The 19,433-nt window shown below is 68.0% G+C and carries 24 protein-coding genes; all 24 read left to right on the top strand.

The genetic code is table 11. The annotated features are described in order from the left end of the window. The first annotated feature begins 48 nt into the window (after positions 1–48). Positions 49–1,014: an AAA family ATPase gene (locus F6B43_RS10480; RefSeq protein ID WP_150448881.1), complete on the top strand. Its 966-nt coding sequence runs from the start codon at positions 49–51 to the stop codon at positions 1,012–1,014. Continuing rightward, positions 1,011–2,402 (top strand): DUF58 domain-containing protein, encoded by a 1,392-nt coding sequence (locus F6B43_RS10475; RefSeq protein ID WP_150448880.1) that lies wholly within the window; start codon positions 1,011–1,013, stop codon positions 2,400–2,402. The genes F6B43_RS10480 and F6B43_RS10475 overlap by 4 nt, the downstream gene beginning before the upstream one ends. Further along, positions 2,399–4,921, top strand: coding sequence for a transglutaminase domain-containing protein (locus F6B43_RS10470; RefSeq protein WP_246159908.1), 2,523 nt, complete (start codon positions 2,399–2,401; stop codon positions 4,919–4,921). Before F6B43_RS10475 ends, F6B43_RS10470 begins: the two co-directional genes overlap by 4 nt. Continuing rightward, positions 4,918–6,528: a DUF5684 domain-containing protein gene (locus F6B43_RS10465; RefSeq protein WP_150448879.1), complete on the top strand. Its 1,611-nt coding sequence runs from the start codon at positions 4,918–4,920 to the stop codon at positions 6,526–6,528. The genes F6B43_RS10470 and F6B43_RS10465 overlap by 4 nt, the downstream gene beginning before the upstream one ends. Continuing rightward, positions 6,525–6,944: a hypothetical protein gene (locus F6B43_RS10460; protein WP_150448878.1), complete on the top strand. Its 420-nt coding sequence runs from the start codon at positions 6,525–6,527 to the stop codon at positions 6,942–6,944. Before F6B43_RS10465 ends, F6B43_RS10460 begins: the two co-directional genes overlap by 4 nt. A gap of 318 nt (positions 6,945–7,262) precedes the next feature. After that, a complete protein-coding gene (rpsL, locus tag F6B43_RS10455) occupies positions 7,263–7,631 on the top strand; it encodes a 30S ribosomal protein S12 (protein WP_013584051.1) in 369 nt (122 codons plus the stop codon). 5 nt (positions 7,632–7,636) lie between these two features. Further along, positions 7,637–8,110: a 30S ribosomal protein S7 gene (rpsG, locus tag F6B43_RS10450; protein ID WP_150448877.1), complete on the top strand. Its 474-nt coding sequence runs from the start codon at positions 7,637–7,639 to the stop codon at positions 8,108–8,110. Between the two features lie 120 nt (positions 8,111–8,230). Further along, the gene (gene fusA, locus F6B43_RS10445; protein WP_150448876.1) at positions 8,231–10,345 is read left to right on the top strand and encodes an elongation factor G; all 2,115 of its coding nucleotides are present in this window, start codon (positions 8,231–8,233) and stop codon (positions 10,343–10,345) included. A 171-nt stretch (positions 10,346–10,516) separates the two neighbouring features. After that, positions 10,517–11,710 carry an elongation factor Tu gene (gene tuf / locus F6B43_RS10440; protein WP_150448875.1) on the top strand — a complete coding sequence of 398 codons (1,194 nt, stop codon included), beginning with the start codon at positions 10,517–10,519 and terminating at the stop codon, positions 11,708–11,710. 150 nt (positions 11,711–11,860) lie between these two features. Next, complete coding sequence (locus F6B43_RS10435) at positions 11,861–12,076, top strand: hypothetical protein (protein ID WP_150448874.1); 216 nt, start codon at positions 11,861–11,863, stop codon at positions 12,074–12,076. A 504-nt stretch (positions 12,077–12,580) separates the two neighbouring features. After that, entirely contained in the window at positions 12,581–12,889 is a 309-nt protein-coding gene (gene rpsJ / locus F6B43_RS10430; protein ID WP_013584016.1) for a 30S ribosomal protein S10, read from the top strand. A gap of 8 nt (positions 12,890–12,897) precedes the next feature. Then, entirely contained in the window at positions 12,898–13,557 is a 660-nt protein-coding gene (gene rplC, locus F6B43_RS10425; RefSeq protein ID WP_150448873.1) for a 50S ribosomal protein L3, read from the top strand. A 4-nt stretch (positions 13,558–13,561) separates the two neighbouring features. Next, complete coding sequence (rplD, locus tag F6B43_RS10420) at positions 13,562–14,224, top strand: 50S ribosomal protein L4 (protein WP_150448872.1); 663 nt, start codon at positions 13,562–13,564, stop codon at positions 14,222–14,224. Further along, positions 14,221–14,532: a 50S ribosomal protein L23 gene (rplW, locus tag F6B43_RS10415; RefSeq protein WP_150448871.1), complete on the top strand. Its 312-nt coding sequence runs from the start codon at positions 14,221–14,223 to the stop codon at positions 14,530–14,532. The genes rplD and rplW overlap by 4 nt, the downstream gene beginning before the upstream one ends. Positions 14,533–14,557: 25 nt before the next feature. Beyond that, positions 14,558–15,397 carry a 50S ribosomal protein L2 gene (gene rplB, locus F6B43_RS10410; RefSeq protein ID WP_150448870.1) on the top strand — a complete coding sequence of 280 codons (840 nt, stop codon included), beginning with the start codon at positions 14,558–14,560 and terminating at the stop codon, positions 15,395–15,397. A gap of 12 nt (positions 15,398–15,409) precedes the next feature. Then, positions 15,410–15,691: a 30S ribosomal protein S19 gene (rpsS, locus tag F6B43_RS10405; protein ID WP_056117683.1), complete on the top strand. Its 282-nt coding sequence runs from the start codon at positions 15,410–15,412 to the stop codon at positions 15,689–15,691. 22 nt (positions 15,692–15,713) lie between these two features. Beyond that, entirely contained in the window at positions 15,714–16,124 is a 411-nt protein-coding gene (gene rplV / locus F6B43_RS10400) for a 50S ribosomal protein L22 (protein WP_150448869.1), read from the top strand. Further along, positions 16,124–16,885 (top strand): 30S ribosomal protein S3, encoded by a 762-nt coding sequence (gene rpsC, locus F6B43_RS10395; protein WP_150448868.1) that lies wholly within the window; start codon positions 16,124–16,126, stop codon positions 16,883–16,885. The genes rplV and rpsC overlap by 1 nt, the downstream gene beginning before the upstream one ends. Then, positions 16,885–17,304, top strand: a complete 420-nt coding sequence (gene rplP / locus F6B43_RS10390; RefSeq protein WP_150448867.1) for a 50S ribosomal protein L16 — start codon at positions 16,885–16,887, stop codon at positions 17,302–17,304. The genes rpsC and rplP overlap by 1 nt, the downstream gene beginning before the upstream one ends. After that, complete coding sequence (rpmC, locus tag F6B43_RS20020) at positions 17,304–17,633, top strand: 50S ribosomal protein L29 (RefSeq protein WP_150448866.1); 330 nt, start codon at positions 17,304–17,306, stop codon at positions 17,631–17,633. The genes rplP and rpmC overlap by 1 nt, the downstream gene beginning before the upstream one ends. Continuing rightward, a complete protein-coding gene (gene rpsQ / locus F6B43_RS10380; RefSeq protein ID WP_246159907.1) occupies positions 17,633–18,046 on the top strand; it encodes a 30S ribosomal protein S17 in 414 nt (137 codons plus the stop codon). The genes rpmC and rpsQ overlap by 1 nt, the downstream gene beginning before the upstream one ends. A 34-nt stretch (positions 18,047–18,080) precedes the next feature. Then, positions 18,081–18,449 carry a 50S ribosomal protein L14 gene (gene rplN, locus F6B43_RS10375; RefSeq protein ID WP_150448865.1) on the top strand — a complete coding sequence of 123 codons (369 nt, stop codon included), beginning with the start codon at positions 18,081–18,083 and terminating at the stop codon, positions 18,447–18,449. A 2-nt stretch (positions 18,450–18,451) separates the two neighbouring features. Continuing rightward, entirely contained in the window at positions 18,452–18,811 is a 360-nt protein-coding gene (gene rplX / locus F6B43_RS10370) for a 50S ribosomal protein L24 (RefSeq protein ID WP_150448864.1), read from the top strand. Then, positions 18,811–19,428: a 50S ribosomal protein L5 gene (gene rplE / locus F6B43_RS10365; RefSeq protein WP_246159906.1), complete on the top strand. Its 618-nt coding sequence runs from the start codon at positions 18,811–18,813 to the stop codon at positions 19,426–19,428. The genes rplX and rplE overlap by 1 nt, the downstream gene beginning before the upstream one ends. Positions 19,429–19,433: the final 5 nt, after the last annotated feature.

The raw sequence follows: 19,433 nt of genomic DNA, 5'->3' as shown, positions 1-19,433 counted from the left end.
CGGCGCACAGCATCCCCTGTCCATCGCCCTCGAACGGAAGAGCACTCCATGACCATCACGACCGAGCAGGCCGCGTGGTTCGCGCAGACCTTCACCGAGCTCGCCGACAACGTCGAGCGGGCGGTGATCGGCAAACGGGCGGTGGTCGAACTCGTCCTGACGGCGATGCTGAGCGATGGGCACGTGCTCGTCGAAGACGTGCCCGGTACGGGCAAGACATCGCTCGCCCGCGCGATGGCGGAGTCCGTGCAGGGCACGCACACGCGGATCCAGTTCACGCCCGACCTGCTGCCCGGCGACATCACGGGGATCACCGTCTACGACCAGAAGACGGGCGAGTTCGAGTTCCACAGCGGTCCGGTGTTCGCCAACATCGTGCTCGCGGACGAGATCAACCGGGCGAGCCCCAAGACGCAGTCGGCGCTCTTGGAAGTCATGGAGGAGGGACGGGTCACGGTCGACGGGGTCACGCGTCAGGTCGGCGTGCCGTTCGTGGTGCTCGCCACGCAGAATCCGGTGGAGCAGGCGGGCACCTACCGCCTGCCTGAGGCACAGCTGGATCGGTTCATGATCCGCACGTCGCTCGGTTACCCGGACCATGCAGCGACCGTGCGGATCCTCGACGGGGCTGCCGTGGCAACAGCAGATCTGGCTCCCGTCGTCAGCCCCGAGGCCCTTGTCGGGATGGCCGACCTCGCCGCCGAGGTATACGTCGACGCCCTCGTGCTCGACTACATCGCGCGCCTCGTCGACGCGACCCGCTCGGCAGAACAGGTCAGGCTGGGCGTCAGCATCCGCGGAGCGCTCGCGCTCACCCGGGCGACGCGCACACGAGCCGCCTCCCGCGGCCGGACGTACGCGACCCCCGACGACGTCAAGAGCCTGGCGGTCTCGGTGCTCTCGCATCGCCTGATCCTCGAGGCCGAGGCCGAGTTCGACGGCGTGACGCAGGAGGCGGTGGTCGGGCAGGTGCTGCTCGACGTCGCCCCGCCGAGTCAGCGCGAGGCCGTATGACCCTCACCGACTCGCGCGTTCAGCGCACGTCCGACATGCCGGGGGCGTCCGATCCGCACACGCGGACCCGCACCGAGGTGGCGGCCGGCGTGCGCGGACGCCGGGTGGTGTGCGCTGTCGTCGCCTTCGCGACCGTGTGGCAGGCGGCGCGCGCGGCGTCGATGCGCGCGGCGCGAGGGGCGGCCGGCACCGTGCGCCCGGCCGGGGTGCTCGTGCTTCTGGCGGCGACGGTCGGACTGGGCGTGGGCTTCGCGCTCGGCTGGGTGGAGTGGCTCATCGCCGGGATGACCGGGGCGGCGCTGCTCGCGATGAGCGTGCCGTTCCTGTTCGGCGCGCGCGCCTACGAGGTCGAGCTCGTGCTCCCGCGCGACCGCGTCAGCGCCGGCCAGCACGTCGCTGCCGAGGTCATCGTCCGCAACAGGGGCCGGGGGATCGCCCTGCCCGGGCGGATGGATGTGCCCATCGGCGACGCCGCGACCCCCGGTGGGCGGCTCGTCGAGTTCGGCGTGCCGCTCCTGCGGCCGGGGCACACGATCACGCAAGACCTCCACATCCCGCCGCTGCCGCGGGGGATCGTCACGGTCGGCCCCGCCACGACGGTGCGCAGCGATCCGATCGGCATCCTGCGCCGTGAGCACGCGTTCGACGACATGCGCGATCTGTACGTGCACCCGCGCACCGTCGCGTTGCCGTCCACGAGCGCTGGACTCATCCGCGATCTCGACGGAAGCCCGACGCGCCGGCTCGTCGACGCCGACATGTCGTTCCACGCGATCCGCGAGTATGCGTCCGGCGACTCGCGCCGGCACATCCACTGGAAGTCGACGGCCAAGACGGGGCGTCTGATGGTGCGCCAGTACGAAGAGTCGCGCCGCTCGAGGATGGCGGTGATCCTCGGGCTCGCCGTCGGCGAGTACGCCGACGGCGACGAGTTCGAACTCGCCGTGTCGTGCGCCGCCTCCCTGGGGCTGCGCGCGATCGGCGACGCGCGTGACCTCGACATCGTGGTGGGCGCCGAGATCCCCCGGGCGGTCAAGGGGCGCCTGCGCGCCATCCGCCGGGTCTCGGCGGCATCCCGCCGAACCATGCTCGACGGGTTCAGCGGTGTCGGGCGCCTCGAGAACACGATGCACGTCGCCGAGGTGTGCCGATTGGCCGTCGAGTCCCCCGAGCGCCTGTCCGTCGCCTTCGTGGTCGTCGGTTCGATCGTGCCGCTGCCGCAGCTCCGGCACGCCGCGCTCGCCTTCGGGTCCGACACCGCGGTCGTCGCCATCGTGTGCGATGAGGGCGCACATCCGGGGATGCGGCGGATCGGCGATCTGACGGTGGTCACGGTCGCGACGCTCGAAGACCTCTCGGGCTTGCTGCTGCGTGGGGCCGCCTCGTGACCGCCCGCGCACCCCGGGCTGCCGGGTCGGCCCGCACCATCACCGCCGGTGCGGTCTACATCGGTGCGATGGTCGCGCTCGCGGCCCTCGCGGCGTGGCCGATCTACCGCTCCGGTTCGTTCGTCCTCCTGGTGATCGTCTCGGCCGTCGCTGCCGCGCTCCTGGCCGTCGCCGCGCACTGGCGACAGTGGAGTGCGGGGGCGTCGGCGGCATCGGTCGCGGTCGCGTTCGTGGTGCTGGGCGTGCCGCTCGCCGTTCCCTCACGCCTGGGAAGTCCCGTCGGATTCCTGAGCGGACTCGCCGATCTCGCGGCCGGCACCGTGCTCGCGTGGAAAGACCTCGTCACCGTCGACCTGCCGGTCGGCTCCTACCGCAACCTGCTCGTGCCGGCCCTCGTCGTCTTCCTCGTCGGCACGTACGCGGCGCTGCGGCTGTCGTGGCGCGAAGGTCGCGGGTCGGCGGCGAGTGTGGCGGTCGCGATCGGGATGCTGTCCTTCGGCCTCCTCTTCGGGCGCACGACGGTCAGCGATTCACTGCACCTCGGGCCGCTCGTGCTGTTCGCCCCCGTCGAGACGGCGCTCGGGGTCGCCGGTCTCGTCGCGAGCGTCCTGTGGCTCGCGTGGCGCAGCCGTGACCAGCGCGTGCGGTCGCTGCACCGTGCGGCGGCGTCCCGCGCCGTCCGGGTGGCGCGTGACTCATCCCGCACCGGTCGGCGCCGTGCGGTCGCCGGAGCGGGGATGCTGGTGGCCGCCGTGGTGGTGGCGCTCGCGGTCGTGCCGATCGCGGCGCAGGGGAGGGAGCGCGACGTGCTGCGCGCCGGGATCGGGCCCGACGTGATGCTCTCGCGCGCGGTGAGTCCGCTCGTGGGCTACCGCGCACTGTTCGCCGACGCCCGTGCCGATGACCCCGTGTTCTCTGTCTCGTCGCAGGGCGCGGGTCCGGCACCCGACCGCATCCGCGTCGCGACGCTCGACGGCTATGACGGCGAGGAATTCCGCAGCACCGGCGAGGGCGATGCGAGGTTCGTCCGCGTGCCGTCGCGCCTGGATGCCGGGCCGGGGGCCGCATCGACGATCGAAGTGACGATCGGCGCTCTCTCAGGGGTCTGGCTGCCCACGGCGGGGCGCGTGGTCGCGATCGATTTCGGGGGGCCGCGCGCGGCGGCGCTGGCGGATCGGTTCTACTACAGCGCCGCAGCCGAAGCCGGTGTGCAGACCGCCGACGGGGGAGTGCAGGCCGGAGACACCTACGTCGTGCACGCGGTGCAGCCTGCAGCGGTCGACATCTCCACGATCGAACCGGGTGCGACCGACCCCGGTACGATCGTCGGGGTCGACGAGCCGGCGGCACCGCCCCACCTGCGCGCGTGGGTGAAAGAGCACGCCGAGGGCTCGGGAGGTGCGGCCCTGGTGGGCCTGGTCACACTGCTGCGCGAGCGCGGCTACCTCAGCCACGGCCTGACCTCGACGGCGGGTGTCGAGCCGGTGTGGGCGCAGTCACTCGACGGGTATGTGTTCCAGCCGAGCGCCGCAGGACACTCCCTGGCCCGGATCGACGGGATGTTCTCGCGCCTGCAGGAGCGTGAGGCCGACCCTCGGGCCGCGGCATCCGGCAACTTCGTCGCGCCGGTGGGTGACGACGAGCAGTTCTCCGTCGCGGTCGCCCTGATCGCCCGCGAACTGGGCTTCCCTTCGAGGGTCGTCGTGGGTGCGAGGCTCTCGAGTCCCGACCCCGACCTCGCGGTGTGCGCTCAGGGCGTCTGCCGCGGGCAAGACCTGTCGGCATGGACCGAGGTGCGCGCGGCGGACGGCACCTGGGTGCCGATCGATGCGACGCCGCAGCACCGCGTGTCGCCGAGCCTGGAGGTGACCCAGCAGCGCGACCCTGAGATCGTCACGGATGTACGCCCCGACGCCGTCACCGACGTGGTCCCGCCCGCTTCGCCGCCGCAAGACACCGCGAACGCCGACCCGGCGGCGTCCGACGCTCTCGATCTGACGTGGCTGTGGGTCTCGCTCCGGGCGCTCGCCGTGGCGCTCCTGATCCTCGCGATCATCCTCGGTCCGTTCGCCGTGGTGATCGCAGCCAAGCGCCTGCGCCGCCGCGCCCGCCGCGAGCATCCGGATCCGGCCTCGCGGATCGCGGGTGGCTGGGAGGAGTATCTGGATGCTGCAGCCGACGCCGGCCGCAGCATCCCGCCCTCGTCGACCCGTCCTGAGATCGCCGATGCCCTCGCCACGCCATCGGGTGCGACGCTGGCAGCCGTGGCGGACGACGCGGCGTTCTCGGGTCGCGGTGCCTCCGTCCGAGAGGCCGAGGAGTACTGGCGGGACGTTGACGCCGACCGCGCGGCATTCACGACCGGATCGGGAGTCTGGCGCCGGGTGCTCGCGGCCGTATCGTTGAGGTCGTTCCTTCGCGTTCTCACGCCGGGACCCGCCGAACGACGGCGGGCGCGGCCGATCATCGAGAGGGGGAGGCGACGCTCCACCGCAGGAGTGGCGCGCCCATCCATATGAACGTCTCTTCAGGTTCCGGCGGCTCGATCGCCATCTGGCTGATCGCCGTCGCGCTCTCGGTCGTGCTCTACGCATGGGCTGCGCTCGCCCTGTCGGCACTCTTCCGCAAGGTCGGTACTCCGGCCTGGCAGGCGTGGGTGCCGTTCCTCAACGTCTTCGTCGTGCTCGAGCTCGGCGGGGTCTCGGGCTGGTTCGTGCTGCTTGCCCTCATCCCCGTGCTCGGGTGGTTCGGGCTGTGGGTCGTGGTGGTGCTCGCCGCCCACCGCATCAGTGCGGCGTTCGGTTTCGGCGGAGGCATGACGGTGCTGGCCGCAGTCTTGTTCCCGGTGTGGGCGAGCGTGCTCGGCTTCGGATCCGCGCGGTGGTTGAAGGCGCCCGCTCACGCCGCCGGACTGCAGCAGCCCGATCGCTCGTCGATGCCCGTCGCCGGGCGCACGGGGTCGCCCGCGCATATCGAGGCGCCGGATCCTTTCCTGTCGCCGGATGCCTCCGGTCCGCCGCGGTCCGCCCCCTCGGCCGCTCCGACGGCCTCCACCCTCTCGCCCGCCGCGACGCCGTCGGGCCCTGCGGCGCAGGTGTGGCCGGTGTGGGAGCCCGAGCGTGCAAGCAGTCCGCTCGAGGAAGACCTGGAAGACCTCGAGGTCTCCGCCGTCGCACCCGGCGACGTGCCCCCGTACTCCGCCACGGCATCGGCGTCGGGATCCTCGTCGGCATCCGCATCTGCACCCGTGCCGCGCGGGGACGACGACTCGTTCGACTCGATGGAACGCTGGGACGGTGTCGCGTCGACCGCGACGGACGGCTCCCGCCCGAGCGACGGCAGCAACGCGCATGTCCCGGGTCCGCGAGCGGCATCCACGTCGTCCGCGCCCGACGCCGCACCCCCGGTCCTCCTGCCGTCGTCCACGCCCTCCCCGGCCGTGTCGGCTGTGCCTGCGGTCGTGACGCGCACCCCCTTCACCCCGCCGCCTCCCCGGCCGCAGGCCCTGCCGCAGGCCCTGTCGCAGACACCGCCGCAGGCCCTGTCTCAGACGCCGCCGCAGGCGCCGCTGCGCGACGGCGCAGAGGCCGAGCCGTGGGCGCCGCGACGATCGCAGGTCCCTGCCGCCGACGAGCTCGACGACACCTCGGGCGAGGTGTCCGCCGTGATCGGCGCACCGTACGCCGGGATGCCTCGGTCGGCCCTCTCGTCGGTGTCGGCCCTGCACGCGCGCCCGGAGGATCCGGACGACGACGATGAGTTCGGCGAGACGATGATCACGCGTCGTCGCCGCGCACGTTGGTCGCTCGTTCCCACGTCCGGTGCGCCGATCGCGCTCACCGGCGACGTCGTCACCCTGGGTCGCAGCCCTGCCGGAGACAGGGCGTTCCCCCGGGCGCAGCTGGTCACGATCCCCGACGCGACCCGCACGGTCTCCAAGACCCACGCCCGACTCGAGCTGCGCGGCGACAGCTGGTTCGTGACCGACCTCGGATCGACCAACGGGGTGCTGCTCGTCACGCTCATGGGCACCGAGATCGAGGCCGCGCCCGGGGTCGAGCTCGCCGCCGAGGAGCGCTTCTTCCTCGGCGACGTCGAGGTCAGGCTGCGCCGGAACGACGTATGACCGACGAGCCCGAAGACCGGACGATCCGTGCCGCGCGAACCGCGTCGCCCGACGACCGCACGATCGCCGTCGCCCGTGCCGCATCGCCCCGGACCGCTCATCCGACGCAGCACGTCCCTCTCCGGCAGCCCGAACCGCGTCTTGCGCCGGGGGGGCAGGGCGAACAGCGCGAGCAGGGCGAGCAGCGCGAGCAGCGTGACGGGCGCGGCGACGGGGTGGAGCCGTGGCGGCCGCCCGTCATCGTCGAGCGGGTCGCCCCGCAGCCGCGGGCGGCGCAGCCGGTCGTCGATGGACGGGTGATCGCGCTCTCCTCACGGCGCGTGGCCCTGCGCAGGGCACTCACGGCGCTCCTCGTCGCGGTGGCGCTGGAGGCGGCATCCGCGGTTCTCCTGGCACTCCTCCTCGGTGCGCAGTGAGCAGTTCGCCGGCGTGGGCGCTCATTTGACCGACCCCCTCGCGGGCGCGTATCATGGGAGGGTGTGCGCTCACGCGCGCCCTGTGCTGTGCCTCGGTGCCGATGTGCCTTGATGCGGTGGAGGGTGGCGGACGCCGCATCTCATGGGAACCGACCTGCGAACAGGTCAACCCCCACGGCATATCCACCAACGAGGACGACAGCCATTGTGTCGTGCCGGTGGATCCACGTGAACCCGACCCGCAATGAATCGCAAGATTCGGATGCGTCGGGGAGAGAACACGAACGCTGTCACCGTGCAGCACAACAAGGAGAGAACGTGCCAACCATTCAGCAGTTGGTTCGCAAGGGACGCTCGCCCAAGGTCAGCAAGACCAAGGCGCCGGCGCTCAAGTCGAACCCCCAGCAGGCGGGTGTCTGCACCCGCGTGTACACCACGACGCCCAAGAAGCCGAACTCCGCGATGCGCAAGGTCGCCCGTGTCAAGCTCCGCAACGGCACCGAGGTCACCGCGTACATCCCCGGCGAAGGCCACAACCTGCAGGAGCACTCGCTCGTGCTCGTGCGCGGCGGCCGTGTGAAAGACCTCCCGGGCGTCCGTTACAAGATCGTCCGCGGCGCCCTGGACACCCAGGCCGTCAAGAACCGCAAGCAGGCCCGTAGCCGCTACGGCGCGAAGAAGGGTTAAGGAACATGCCTCGCAAGGGACCAGCTCCTCGCCGCGTCGTCGTCAACGACCCGGTCTACGGCGCACCCATCGTCACCCAGCTCGTCAACAAGATCCTCGTCGACGGCAAGAAGTCCATCGCCGAGTCGATCGTCTACACCGCCCTGCGTGGCGTTGAGGCCAAGAACGGCGGCCAGGACGCCGTCGCGACGCTGAAGAAGGCGCTCGACAACGTCCGCCCCACCCTCGAGGTCAAGAGCCGCCGCGTCGGTGGCTCGACCTACCAGGTGCCGGTCGAGGTCAAGCCGCACCGTGCGAACACGCTGGCCCTGCGCTGGCTCGTGAGCTACGCCAAGGGTCGTCGTGAGAAGACGATGACCGAGCGCCTCCAGAACGAGATCCTGGATGCCTCGAACGGCCTGGGTGCCGCGGTCAAGCGCCGTGAAGACACCCACAAGATGGCCGAGTCGAACCGCGCCTTCGCGCACTACCGCTGGTAACAGTCTTCGAGCGTTTCGTCTCGCTCGTACCTCGCTCGCTCAACGACCGGATCACCCGGTCGTTGAGCGAGCGGAGCGAGACGAAGCGATCCACCCGACACAACGAGTAAGGAAATCCCCGTGGCACAAGACGTGCTCACCGACCTCACAAAGGTCCGCAACATCGGCATCATGGCGCACATCGATGCCGGCAAGACGACGACGACCGAGCGCATCCTGTACTACACGGGCACCAACCACAAGATCGGCGAGACCCACGACGGCGCCTCGACCACCGACTGGATGGAGCAGGAGCAGGAGCGCGGCATCACGATCACGTCCGCCGCCGTGACCTGCTTCTGGGACAAGAACCAGATCAACATCATCGACACCCCCGGCCACGTGGACTTCACGGTCGAGGTCGAGCGCTCGCTCCGCGTGCTCGACGGTGCCGTCGCCGTCTTCGACGGCAAAGAGGGCGTGGAGCCCCAGTCCGAGACCGTCTGGCGTCAGGCCGACAAGTACGACGTCCCGCGTATCTGCTTCGTCAACAAGATGGACAAGCTGGGCGCCGACTTCTACTTCACGGTCGACACGATCGTCAACAAGCTCAAGGCCAAGCCGCTGGTCATCCAGCTGCCCATCGGCGCCGAGAACGACTTCGTCGGTGTCATCGACCTCGTCGAGATGCGCGCGCTGGTCTGGGCCGGCGACGCCAAGGGCGACGTGACCATGGGTGCCAAGTACGACATCCAGGAGATCCCCGCCGATCTCGCCGACAAGGCCGCCGAGTACCGCGAGAAGCTGCTCGAGACCGTCGCCGAGACCGACGACGTGCTGCTCGAGAAGTACTTCGGTGGTGAAGAGCTCACGGTCGCCGAGATCAAGGGCGCCATCCGCAAGCTCACCGTGTCGTCGCAGATCTATCCCGTGCTGTGCGGCTCCGCGTTCAAGAACCGCGGCGTGCAGCCGATGCTCGACGCGGTCATCGACTACCTCCCGTCGCCGCTGGACGTGCCCGCCATCGAGGCGCACGACCCGAAGAACGAAGAGATCGTCATCCCGCGCCACGCCGACCGCGAAGAGCCCTTCACGGCTCTGGCGTTCAAGATCGTGACGCACCCCTTCTTCGGTCGGCTCACCTACATCCGCGTGTACTCCGGTCACCTGGACTCGGGTGCGCAGATCGTCAACTCGACCAAGTCCAAGAAGGAGCGCATCGGGAAGATCTTCCAGATGTACGCCAACAAGGAGAACCCGGTCGATTCGGTCACGGCCGGTCACATCTACGCGGTCATCGGTCTCAAGGACACGACGACGGGCGACACGCTCTCCGATTCGCAGCACCAGGTCGTGCTCGAGTCGATGACGTTCCCCGAGCCGGTCATCGAGGTCGCGATCGAGCCCAAGACGAAGGCCGACCAGGAGAAGCTGGGTCTCGCGATCCAGAAGCTCGCGGAGGAAGACCCGACGTTCCGCGTCGAGCAGAACTCCGACACCGGTCAGACGGTCATCAAGGGCATGGGCGAGCTGCACCTCGACATCCTGGTCGATCGCATGAAGCGCGAGTTCCGCGTCGAGGCGAACGTCGGCAAGCCGCAGGTCGCGTACCGCGAGACGATCAAGAAGGCCATCGAGCGTCACGACTACACGCACAAGAAGCAGACCGGTGGTTCGGGGCAGTTCGCCAAGATCCAGTTCGCGCTCGAGCCGCTCGCCGTCACGGCCGAGACGACCTACGAGTTCGAGAACAAGGTCACCGGTGGTCGCATCCCGCGCGAGTACATCGCTCCGGTCGACCAGGGCTTCCAGGACGCGATGAACGTCGGCGTGCTCGCCGGCTACCCCATGGTGGGCGTGAAGGCGATCCTGCTCGACGGTGCGTCGCACGACGTCGACTCGTCCGAGATGGCGTTCAAGATCGCCGGCTCGATGGGCTTCAAGGAGGCCGCCCGCAAGGCGAACCCCGTGATCCTCGAGCCGATCATGGGCGTGGAGGTGCGTACGCCTGAGGAGTACATGGGCGACGTCATCGGCGACCTGAACTCGCGTCGCGGTCAGATCCAGTCGATGGAAGATGCGCAGGGCGTCAAGGTCGTCAAGGCCCTCGTCCCGCTGTCGGAGATGTTCGGCTACATCGGCGACCTCCGCTCCAAGACCTCCGGCCGCGCCGTCTACTCCATGGAGTTCGACAGCTACGCCGAGGTGCCGCGCGCGGTCGCGGACGAGATCGTCCAGAAGAACAAGGGCGAATAGCCCTGGATGCCGGGGCTCGGGCCTTCGCAGGGTCGGGCCCCGGCATCCACCCCCACAACTTCACACAGATCCAACACAACCGTCTCTACTAAGGTAGAAACCAATCCCCGTAGAGACCCGGTCGCAAACCAGCGCCCGGAGCTTCTACATGAACGTCCTGAGGAGGACCCAGTGGCTAAGGCCAAGTTCGAGCGGACCAAGCCGCACGTGAACATCGGAACGATCGGTCACGTCGACCACGGCAAGACCACGCTCACCGCGGCGATCTCGAAGGTGCTCGCTGACAAGTACCCGTCGTCGACCAACGTGCAGCGCGACTTCGCGTCGATCGACTCCGCGCCGGAAGAGCGTCAGCGCGGTATCACGATCAACATCTCGCACGTCGAGTACGAGACGCCGAAGCGCCACTACGCGCACGTCGACGCCCCGGGTCACGCTGACTACATCAAGAACATGATCACCGGTGCGGCTCAGATGGACGGCGCGATCCTCGTCGTCGCCGCCACCGACGGTCCGATGGCGCAGACGCGCGAGCACGTCCTGCTGGCCAAGCAGGTCGGCGTTCCGTACCTGCTCGTCGCACTGAACAAGTCCGACATGGTCGACGACGAAGAGATCCTGGAGCTCGTCGAGCTCGAGGTTCGCGAGCTCCTGTCGAGCCAGGACTTCGACGGCGACAACGCTCCCGTCGTGCGCGTCTCGGGCCTGAAGGCCCTCGAGGGCGACGAGGCCTGGACCCAGGCCATCCTCGACCTCATGGAGGCCGTCGACGAGTCCATCCCCGACCCGGTGCGTGACAAGGACAAGCCCTTCCTCATGCCCATCGAGGACGTCTTCACGATCACCGGTCGTGGCACGGTCGTGACGGGTCGCGCCGAGCGCGGTACCCTCGCGATCAACTCCGAGGTCGAGATCGTGGGTCTGCGCCCGACGCAGAAGACGATCGTCACCGGTATCGAGATGTTCCACAAGCAGCTCGACGAGGCATGGGCCGGCGAGAACTGTGGTCTGCTCCTGCGCGGCACCAAGCGTGACGACGTCGAGCGCGGCCAGGTCGTCGTCAAGCCCGGTTCGGTCACCCCGCACACCAACTTCGAGGGCACGGCGTACATCCTGTCCAAGGAGGAGGGCGGACGCCACAACCCGTTCTTCACGAACTACCGCCCGCAGTTCTACTTCCGCACCACCGACGTCACCGGCGTCATCACGCTGCCGGACGGCACCGAGATGGTCATGCCCGGCGACACCACCGACATGACGGTCGAGCTGATCCAGCCCATCGCCATGGAAGAGGGCCTCGGCTACGCGATCCGTGAGGGTGGCCGCACCGTCGGCGCCGGCACGGTGACGAAGATCATCAAGTAGTACCTGCTTCACACGAAAGACCCTCGGGCTCGCCCGGGGGTCTTTCGCTGTCCGGGTGGCGTGTGTGCCGCGAAGGGGGTGGCGGTGGATGCCGTGGCCCCGCCAATATGGACACCGAAGCCTCCGCTCGGGGGCGCGGAAGGAGCGCGTATGGGTATCGAGGATCTCGTCAACCAGGGCAAAGAGTTCCTGGACCAGAACAAGGACAAGATCGGCGAGGCGCTGAAGAGCGAACAGGCCGAGGGCATCAGCGACAACGCGCTGGATGCTGCGGCCGACTTCGTCAAGAAGATCGCTCCGGAAGGCGCCCACGGCACCGTGGACGACGTCCGCGCCAACGTCGACAAGGCGATCGGCAACGAGTGACACTCGCAAGCTGAACACCTCGGAACGGCCCGGGAGGCGACTCCCGGGCCGTTTCCGCGTCCGCGGGAGCGGGTGGACGGCGTATCGGGCTGGGACATGACCGAGTGTGGCCTCCCGCGACACGCCCGGGTTTGCGACACGCCCGGGCTCCACGTACACTAGTGAGGTTCCACATTCCGGCGGTCGCTCAGCGTGCCCCGGATCACTGCCAGGGCAGTGCATAGGCGGCGTCACCCTCTCCGGGGGGTCGGGCGCAGGGTCCTAGGCCGCGGGCAGCAGAACCACATCCCACATTCACTCCGGCTTGCCGGGGGCACGCGTGCGTGCGCGGATGAGGGACCGGGGGCTCCGGCATCCGGATTGACAGCAGAACAGTGGTGCAGCATCGCCGTGGCGACACGGTGTGCGAAGTGCCAAAGGGCGAGGGAGCACCCTCCCGCGCCCCGGTGCGTCCAATGCGGCTCGAATCGAGCACGTACGACGCGTAAAGAGAGAGAGCAGACAATGGCGGGACAGAAGATCCGCATTCGCCTGAAGTCGTACGATCACGCCGGCCTCGATTCGTCGGCCCGCAAGATCGTCGACACCGTGACCCGTGCGGGCGCGACAGTCGTGGGCCCCGTGCCCCTTCCGACCGAGAAGAACGTCGTGTGCGTCATCCGGTCGCCGCACAAGTACAAGGACAGCCGCGAGCACTTCGAGATGCGCACCCACAAGCGTCTGATCGACATCATCGACCCGACGCCGAAGGCCGTGGACTCGCTGATGCGCCTCGACCTTCCTGCCGATGTCAACATCGAGATCAAGCTCTGAGGCTCGACATGACTGACATCAACTCCAAGATTTCGAAGGGACTGCTGGGCACCAAGCTCGGCATGACCCAGGTGTGGAACGAGAGCGGCAAGCTCATCCCCGTCACCGTCATCGAGCTCGCGCCGAACGTGGTCACCCAGATCCGTACGCCCGAGAAGGACGGCTACAACGCCGTCCAGATCGCCTACGGCCAGATCGACCCCCGCAAGGTGAACCAGCCGCTGACCGCGCACTTCGAGGCTGCCGGCGTCACGCCGCGCCGTCACATCACCGAGGTCCGCACCGCTGACGCCGCCGAGTACACGCTCGGCCAGGAGCTCACGGTCGATGGCACCTTCGAGGCCGGCCAGCTCGTCGACGTCGTCGGCACGAGCAAGGGCAAGGGCTTCGCCGGTGTCATGAAGCGCCACAACTTCAAGGGCGTCTCGGCTTCGCACGGTTCGCACCGCAACCACCGCAAGCCCGGTTCGATCGGCGCATCGTCGACCCCGAGCCGCGTCTTCAAGGGCATGCGCATGGCCGGCCGTATGGGTGGCGAGCGCGTGACCGTCCTCAACCTCACGGTGCACGCCGTCGACGCCGAGAAGGGTCTGCTGCTCGTCAAGGGCGCTGTACCCGGCGCGCGCGGCCGCATCGTCTACGTCCGCAACGCAGTGAAGGGGGCCTAGTTCCATGGCCGACTCGACTCTCGCGCTCGACGTCCTCACCGCCGACGGCAAGAAGGCAGGCTCTGTCGAGCTGCCCGCCACGGTCTTCGACGTCAAGACGAACATCCCGCTCATCCACCAGGTCGTCGTTGCGCAGCGCGCGGCGGCTCGCCAGGGCACGCACTCGACCAAGCGTCGCGGCGAGGTCTCGGGTGCCGGCCGCAAGCCCTTCAAGCAGAAGGGCACGGGTAACGCCCGTCAGGGCTCGATCCGCGCACCGCACATGACCGGCGGTGGCATCGTCCACGGCCCGAAGCCGCGCGACTACTCGCAGCGCACCCCCAAGAAGATGATCGCCGCAGCCCTGCTGGGCGCGCTCAGCGATCGTGCTCGCGGTTCACGTCTGCACGTCATCGAGTCCTTCGCGATCGAGGGCGCGCCGTCGACCAAGGCCGCTGCCGCCGTGCTGACCGACCTGTCGGCGACCAAGAACGTCCTGGTCGTCATCGAGCGCGGCGACGAGATCACCGTCAAGAGCGTGCGCAACCTCGCGTACGTCCACGTGCTCTCGTTCGACCAGCTCAACGCCTACGACGTTCTCGTCTCGGACGACATCGTCTTCACCAAGGCTGCCTATGAGGCGTTCGTCGCTTCGAAGGCCGGCTCCACCGAGGAGGTTTCGGCATGACCACGTCGAACATCGCTGTGAACAAAGACCCGCGCGACATCATCCTCAAGCCGGTCGTCTCGGAGAAGAGCTACGGGCTCATCGACGAGGGCAAGTACACCTTCTACGTGGACACCCGCGCGACCAAGACCGAGATCAAGCTCGCCATCGAGAAGATCTTCGGCGTCAAGGTCGCAGCGGTCAACACGCTCAACCGCACGGGCAAAGCCCGCCGCACCCGCTTCGGCACCGGAAAGCGCAAAGACACCAAGCGCGCCATCGTCACGCTGAAGTCGGGCACCATCGACATCTTCACGGCAGTCGGCTGACGGTCGGGACAGAGGACTAGAGAACATGGCTATTCGCAAGTACAAGCCCACGACCCCGGGTCGCCGCGGCTCGTCGGTGGCCGACTTCGCCGAGATCACCCGATCGACGCCTGAGAAGTCGCTCCTCCGCCCGCTCAGCAAGACCGGTGGTCGCAACAACCAGGGCCGCATCACGACGCGTCACATCGGTGGTGGCCACAAGCGCCAGTACCGCGTGATCGACTTCCGTCGCAACGACAAGGACGGCATCGACGCGAAGGTCGCTCACATCGAGTACGACCCCAACCGCACGGCTCGCATCGCTCTCCTGCACTACGCGGACGGCGAGAAGCGCTACATCATCGCGCCCAACAAGCTGTCGCAGGGTGACATCGTCGAGTCGGGTCCCGGCGCCGACATCAAGCCCGGCAACAACCTGCCGCTGCGCAACATCCCGACCGGTACCGTCATCCACGCCATCGAGCTCCGTCCCGGTGGCGGCGCGAAGATGGCGCGTTCGGCCGGCGCCTCGGTGCGTCTGGTCGCCAAGGACGGCCCGTACGCGCAGCTCCGTCTGCCGTCCGGCGAGATCCGCAATGTGGATGCTCGCTGCCGCGCGACGATCGGCGAGGTCGGCAACGCCGAGCAGTCGAACATCAACTGGGGCAAGGCCGGCCGCAACCGCTGGAAGGGCATCCGCCCGACCGTCCGCGGTGTCGCGATGAACCCGGTCGACCACCCGCACGGTGGTGGCGAGGGCAAGACGTCCGGTGGACGTCACCCCGTGACGCCGTGGGGCCAGAAGGAAGGCCGCACGCGCCACGCCAACCTCGAGAGCGACAAGTACATCGTCCGCCGTCGCAACGCCGGCAAGAAGCGCAAGTAGGAGTAGAGGAAGATGCCACGCAGTCTTAAGAAGGGCCCCTTCGTCGACGAGCACTTGCTCCGCAAGGTCGTCGTTCAGAACGAAGCCGGTACCAAGAACGTGATCAAGACCTGGTCGCGCCGATCGATGATCGTGCCGGCCATGCTCGGCCACACGATCGCCGTCCACGACGGTCGCAAGCACATCCCCGTGTTCGTGAGCGAGACGATGGTCGGTCACAAACTGGGCGAATTCGCGCCCACCCGCACCTTCCGCGGCCACGTGAAGGACGACAAGAAGGGCCGTCGCCGCTAAGGCGACTGAGGAGGAGAGAGAAATGGTGGAGTCCATCGCACGCGTGCGACACATCCGCGTTACGCCTCAGAAGGCTCGTCGTGTCGTCGCGCTCATCAAGGGCAAGCAGGCCCTCGAGGCGCTGGCGATCCTGAAGTTCGCGCCGCAGAGCGCGAGCGAGCCGATCTACAAGCTCGTGGAGTCCGGAATGGCCAACGCTCGCGTCAAGGCCGACAGCGCGAACGAGTACCTGGATGACCAGGACCTGTTCGTCAAGAACGCCTTCGTGGACGAGGGGACGACGCTCAAGCGTTTCCAGCCCCGCGCCCAGGGCCGCGCGTTCCAGATCAAGAAGCGCACGAGTCACATCACGATCGTGCTCTCGACGCCCGAGGTCGCTGACGCGTCGAGCGCAGCATCCGCAGGCACCAAGACCAAGAAGGCGAGCAAGTAATGGGCCAGAAGGTAAACCCGTACGGCTTCCGCCTGGGTATCACGACCGACCACGTGTCGCGGTGGTTCTCGGACTCGACGAAGCCCGGTCAGCGTTACGCCGACTACGTGGCGGAAGACATCCGGATCCGCAAGCTTCTGCAGAAGAACCTCGACCGTGCCGGTGTCAGCAACATCGAGATCGAGCGCACGCGTGACCGCGTCCGCGTCGACATCCACACCGCCCGTCCGGGCATCGTGATCGGTCGCCGCGGCGCCGAAGCCGAGCGCATCCGCACCGACCTCGAGAAGCTCACCGGCAAGCAGATCCAGCTGAACATCCTCGAGGTCAAGAACCCCGAGGCGGATGCTCAGCTCGTCGCCCAGGGCATCGCAGAGCAGCTCTCCGCACGTGTGGCGTTCCGCCGCGCAATGCGCAAGGGTCTGCAGGGTGCTCAGCGCGCCGGCGCCAAGGGTGTCCGCATCCAGGTGTCGGGCCGTCTCGGCGGCGCCGAGATGAGCCGGTCGGAGTTCTACCGCGAGGGTCGTGTGCCGCTGCACACGCTGCGCGCGAACATCGACTACGGCTTCTACGAGGCCAAGACCACCTTCGGCCGCATCGGCGTGAAGGTCTGGATCTACAAGGGCGATCTCACCAACAAGGAACTCGCTCGCGAGCAGGCCAACGCTCCCAAGGCGCCCCGTGGTCGCGATGACCGCGGTGGCGACCGTCGCCGTGGCCCCCGCAACGAGGCCCCCGTCGCAGAAGGAGCGTCTGCCTGATGCTTATTCCCCGCAAGGTCAAGTACCGCAAGCAGCACCACCCGGGTCGCTCGGGCCAGGCCACCGGAGGCACCACCGTGTCGTTCGGCGAGTTCGGCATCCAGGCGCTCACGCCCGCTTACGTGACGAACCGTCAGATCGAGTCCGCTCGTATCGCGATGACCCGTCACATCAAGCGCGGTGGAAAGGTGTGGATCAACATCTACCCCGACCGTCCGCTCACCAAGAAGCCGGCCGAAACCCGCATGGGTTCCGGTAAGGGTTCGCCCGAGTGGTGGGTCGCGAACGTCAAGCCGGGTCGCGTCCTCTTCGAGGTCGCCGGTGTCAACGAGCAGCTCGCTCGCGAGGCCCTGACCCGTGCCATTCACAAGCTGCCCCTGAAGGCACGCATCATCAAGCGCGAGGAGGGCGACGCATAATGGCGCTCGGCACCAAGCAGCTCGCTCCCAGCGAGCTCGACACGTTCGAAGACCAGCGCCTCGTCGAGGAGCTGCGCAAGGCCAAGGAAGAGCTGTTCAACCTGCGCTTCCAGTCGGCCACCGGCCAGCTCGAGAGCCACGGCCGCATCCGTGCGGTCAAGCGCGACATCGCGCGGCTCTACACCGTGATCCGTGAGCGCGAGCTCGGCATCCGTGCCACTCCCGCTCCCGTGGACACGACGACGAAGGCGAAGAAGACGAGGGCCAAGAAGGCGGATGCTCCGGCAGCCGCGGCTGAGCCCGTCGAAACCAAGGAAGAGGCCGAGTAATGGCTGAGACCACTGAGACGGCTGCTGAGAAGAAGCCCGCCGCCCCGAAGAAGGCGGCTGCGCCCAAGAAGACCGCTGCGGCCAAAGCCGCTGAGGTCGAGGTCGCTCCGGCGGTGTCCTCCGGACACGAGGGGTCCGCGCACGACGTGCGTGACGCCGACGCCCGTGGCTACCGCAAGTCGCGTCGTGGCTATGTCACGAGCGACAAGATGGACAAGACGATCGTCGTCGAGGTCGAAGACCGCGTGAAGCACCCGCTTTATGGCAAGGTCATCCGCCGCACGTCGAAGGTCAAGGTCCACGACGAGGCCAACACCGCCGGCATCGGCGACCTCGTGCTCATCAACGAGACCCGTCCGCTCAGCGCCACCAAGCGCTGGCGCCTGGTCGAGATCCTCGAGAAGGCCAAGTAGGCCCTCGGCCCACTTGGAACCCAAGGAGTAAGACATGATTCAGCAGGAATCCCGAGTAAAGGTCGCCGACAACACCGGCGCCAAGGTGCTGCTCACCATCCGCGTGCTCGGTGGCTCGAAGCGCCGCTACGCGGGTCTGGGCGACACCATCGTCGCGACCGTCAAGGACGCGATCCCCGGTGGCAACGTCAAGAAGGGCGACGTGGTCAAGGCCGTCATCGTCCGCACCGTCAAAGAGACCCGTCGTCCCGACGGCTCCTACATCAAGTTCGACGAGAACGCCGCCGTCATCCTGAAGAACGACGGGGAGCCCCGCGGCACCCGCATCTTCGGACCGGTCGGTCGTGAGCTTCGTGACAAGAAGTTCATGAAGATCGTCTCGCTCGCCCCGGAGGTCATTTGATCATGGCGAACATCAAGAAGGGTGACCTGGTTCAGGTCATCACGGGCGCCAAGCCCGAGCGTGGCGGATACCGCGGCAAGCAGGGCAAGGTCCTCGAGGTCATCGCCGAGCAGAACCGCGTCATCGTCGAAGGCGTGAACTTCGTCACGAAGCACAACCGCGTGGGCCAGACCCAGCGCGGCACCAAGACCGGTGGCATCGAGACCTTCGAGGCCCCCATCCACATCTCCAACGTCGCGATCGTCGACCCCTCGAGCAAGAAGCCGACCCGCGTCGGCCACCGCGTCGAGGAGCAGATCAAGGACGGCGTGAAGCGCACCGTCCGTGTTCGCTACGCGAAGAAATCAGGCAAGGACCTCTGATGAGCACCACAACTGCCGCGTCGGCTGGCACTTCACTGGAAGGGCAGCCCAAGGGCGCCGGCCAGCCGCGCCTGAAGCAGAAGTACAACAACGAGATCAAGAAGGCGTTGCAGGAGGAGTTCGGCTACGCCAACGTCATGCAGACGCCCGGCCTGGTCAAGGTCGTCGTCAACACCGGCGTCGGCGAGGCGGCTCGCGACGGCAAGGTGATCGATGGTGCGGTCGACGACCTCACCAAGATCACCGGCCAGAAGCCGATCGTCACGAAGGCCCGCAAGTCGATCGCGCAGTTCAAGCTGCGTGAGGGACAGCCGATCGGCGCGCACGTCACCCTTCGTGGCGACCGTGCGTGGGAGTTCATCGACCGTCTCGTGTCGCTGGCTCTGCCCCGCATCCGCGACTTCCGCGGCCTCTCGCCCAAGCAGTTCGACGGCCACGGCAACTACACGTTCGGCCTGCAGGAGCAGTCGGTCTTCCACGAGATCGATCAGGACAAGATCGACCGCGTGCGCGGCTTCGACATCACGGTCGTCACGACCGCGACGACGGATGCCGAGGGCCGGGCGCTGCTGCGTCACCTGGGCTTCCCGTTCCGTTCGGACGACGCACAGGCGTAATACCC

It is taken from the genome of Microbacterium rhizomatis, from assembly GCF_008710745.1.
Taxonomy (GTDB): Bacteria; Actinomycetota; Actinomycetes; order Actinomycetales; family Microbacteriaceae; genus Microbacterium; species Microbacterium rhizomatis.
This window is presented reverse-complemented; position numbering and strand designations above follow the sequence as displayed.